Source organism: Cryobacterium zhongshanensis, assembly GCF_022760445.1.
GTDB lineage: Bacteria > Actinomycetota > Actinomycetes > Actinomycetales > Microbacteriaceae > Cryobacterium > Cryobacterium algoricola.
Genome location: NZ_JALGAR010000013.1, coordinates 1 through 2,422, shown reverse-complemented (window position 1 = coordinate 2,422; position 2,422 = coordinate 1). Strand labels below are relative to the sequence as shown.

Genomic DNA, 2,422 nt, shown 5'->3' with positions numbered 1-2,422 from the left:
CTGAAGATCAACATGATCACGGCGATGGCCGTTGCCCTCATTGGGATCGTCCTCATCGTCGTGCAATCGCGACGCCACCCAGCACCCGAGAACAGCCCGTACCTTCCGGGGCGAGCCTGGTCGCCGCCGACACCCGACACGAGCGATACGGCACCCAGCACCCAGGCCGGCCCGGCGTCACCGAACGGCACGGGCCACCGATGACACAGGACGGCACCGCGCACGACAATGCCGCTGACGGCCGAACCTCGAGCAAGCCGCGTCGGCGGCGCCTCTTCCTGAGATCAGGTCAGCTGCTCATGATCATCGGTGTCCTGATTGCTGTTGCTCACTGGCTAGGGCACCTGGATCCGGTAACCGCGACGCATCCGCCCGTCTGGCTTGAGCTCCTGGTCAACTACCCGGTAGCGGCCGTTGTTGTGATCATCGGCGCTAACCTGTCGTCGCACAAACCCAAATGAACGGACTGTGGCCCGGGTCCGGCTCGTCAGCTCCGGGCTGGCCCAGGATTTAGCGGACCCATTCGATGGATTCCTCGAACGTTTCCTCCCCGTCGTCGTCATCGAATACGTTGGCGACGAGGTGGGTGAGGTACAACGCGAATCCGATTGCGATTTCGCTGAATTGGGTTCCGTCGAACGGACCGTACCAGGACATCTTGCACGGTCCCTCCGGGTCAAGGTCCAGGCGGTTCATCGAAGCGCCCTGGGGCGAGGCCAGGACGAGGATTCGCACGGAGATCCATGGGGGCATGCCGCCCATGATTTCTCCGAGGGCGATGCCGTCTACCGCGTGACCCGACAAGGCTAGCGACAAGAGCACTGCAAGGTCCGCGGTGACGTCGTCACCAGCCTCGTAGCGGAGGTAGCTCTCCCGATCGTTGGAGACGAGTTGGATGGCGTCGGGCGCCCACTCGAGCCGGCGATAGGCGAGGATATCGAGGGCGGCACGGACCAGGTCGGTGAGGACCTGGCCCGCGGTCACAGCATCCGTGACACCGTCATATTGCGGCCGACCGGCATCCCAAATCGTGCGAACCGCGTCACGGGTAGTAGGGGTGCAGGTCACAGATGACTCACTCCTTGGCGCTTTCAGCGGGCTGTGGCAGACGGAGGCGCTTCAGCATCAGCGCGTTGACGGCGACGATCACGCTGGAACCGGACATCGAGATCGCCGCGATCTCCGGGGTCAACCGGATGCCGAACCCGGGGAAGAAAACGCCAGCCGCGATCGGCAGGGCGATGGCGTTGTACCCGATCGCCCAACCGAGGTTCTGCCGCATCTTCCGAACGGTTCCCTTCCCGATGCGCAACGCGACAGGGATATCCAACGGATCGGAACGCATCAGGACCACGTCCGCGGTCTCGATGGCGACGTCGGTGCCGGCACCAATTGCAATCCCCAAGTCGGCCTGCGCCAGCGCCGGGGCGTCATTGACTCCGTCGCCGACCATGGCAACGCGTTTGCCGGCGGACTGAAGCTCCGTGATCTTCGCAGACTTGTCTTCGGGCAGGACCTCCGCGATCACCGTATCGATCCCGAGCTGGGAGGCGATGCGTGCGGCAGTGGCTTCGTTGTCGCCGGTGAGCATGACGACCTGAATTCCCGTGTCATGCAGGGCCGCCACCGCGGCAGCAGCGGTCGGGCGCACGGCATCTGCCAGTGCAACGACGCCGGCCGCCTTGCCGTCCACGGCGAGCAGGACCGCGGTGCGTCCCGTTGACGCGAGCGCATCGCGTTGGACCTTGACTGGTTCGATATCGACGCCTTGCGCGATCATCAATTTGCGGTTGCCGACCAGCACCCGACGTCCGCTCACGGTCGCCCCAGCCCCGTGCCCGGGTACGTTCTCGAAGTCGACGGCGTCGCCCACGGTCACACCCCGACCTGCGGCGTAGCTGACCACGGCGGCGGCAAGCGGATGCTCCGACTCGCGCTCCACGGCGGCAACGAGTGCCAGCAGTTCGTCTTCGTCCATGCCGATCGCGACGAAGTCGGTCACTTCCGGCTTGCCCTGGGTGAGGGTGCCGGTCTTGTCCATCACGACCGTGTCGATCCGCGCGGCCGTTTCCAACGCCGTCGCAGTCTTGAACAAGACGCCGCGCTTAGCGCCGAGGCCGGTCCCGACCATAATCGCCGTCGGGGTCGCCAGACCGAGCGCATCCGGGCACGTGATGACGACTACGGTGATAGCGAACAGCATCGCCGCCGGCACGGTGGCGCCCGCCAGCAGCCACACTGCAAGGGTCACGATTCCGCCGATCAAGGCGACCAGTACGAGCCAGAACGCCGCCCGGTCGGCCAGGCGCTGCCCGGGAGCCTTGGAATTCTGCGCCTCTTGCACGAGCGCGACGATCTGGGCCAGTGCGGTGTCCGCGCCCACCTTCGTAGCCCGGACCCGGAGGGTGCCCGTGGTGTTCAC

At 65.6% G+C, this 2,422-nt stretch carries 3 protein-coding genes and 1 pseudogene; 2 read left to right on the top strand and 2 right to left on the bottom strand.

What is annotated here, in order from left to right; genetic code table 11:
* Together MQH31_RS20485 and MQH31_RS20480 are read left to right on the top strand one after the other, a co-directional pair.
* Window positions 1–204 (top strand): annotated as a pseudogene (locus MQH31_RS20485) (prolipoprotein diacylglyceryl transferase); the annotation flags it as partial.
* A complete protein-coding gene (locus MQH31_RS20480) occupies window positions 201–461 on the top strand; it encodes a hypothetical protein (RefSeq protein WP_243013599.1) in 261 nt (86 codons plus the stop codon). The pseudogene MQH31_RS20485 and the gene MQH31_RS20480, both read left to right, overlap by 4 nt.
* A gap of 49 nt (window positions 462–510) precedes the next feature.
* Here MQH31_RS20480 and MQH31_RS20475 read toward each other — a convergent pair whose 3' ends face one another.
* Window positions 511–1,068, bottom strand: coding sequence for a hypothetical protein (locus MQH31_RS20475; protein ID WP_243013598.1), 558 nt, complete (start codon window positions 1,066–1,068; stop codon window positions 511–513).
* Between the two features lie 7 nt (window positions 1,069–1,075).
* On the bottom strand, window positions 1,076–2,422 hold a 1,347-nt coding region (locus tag MQH31_RS20470), incomplete at its 5' end, for a heavy metal translocating P-type ATPase (RefSeq protein WP_243013597.1).

Bases quoted from the DNA above. Each gene is read 5' to 3' on its own strand.
- MQH31_RS20480 (WP_243013599.1), top strand. From the start codon at position 201: ATGACACAGGACGGCACCGCGCACGACAATGCCGCTGACGGCCGAACC.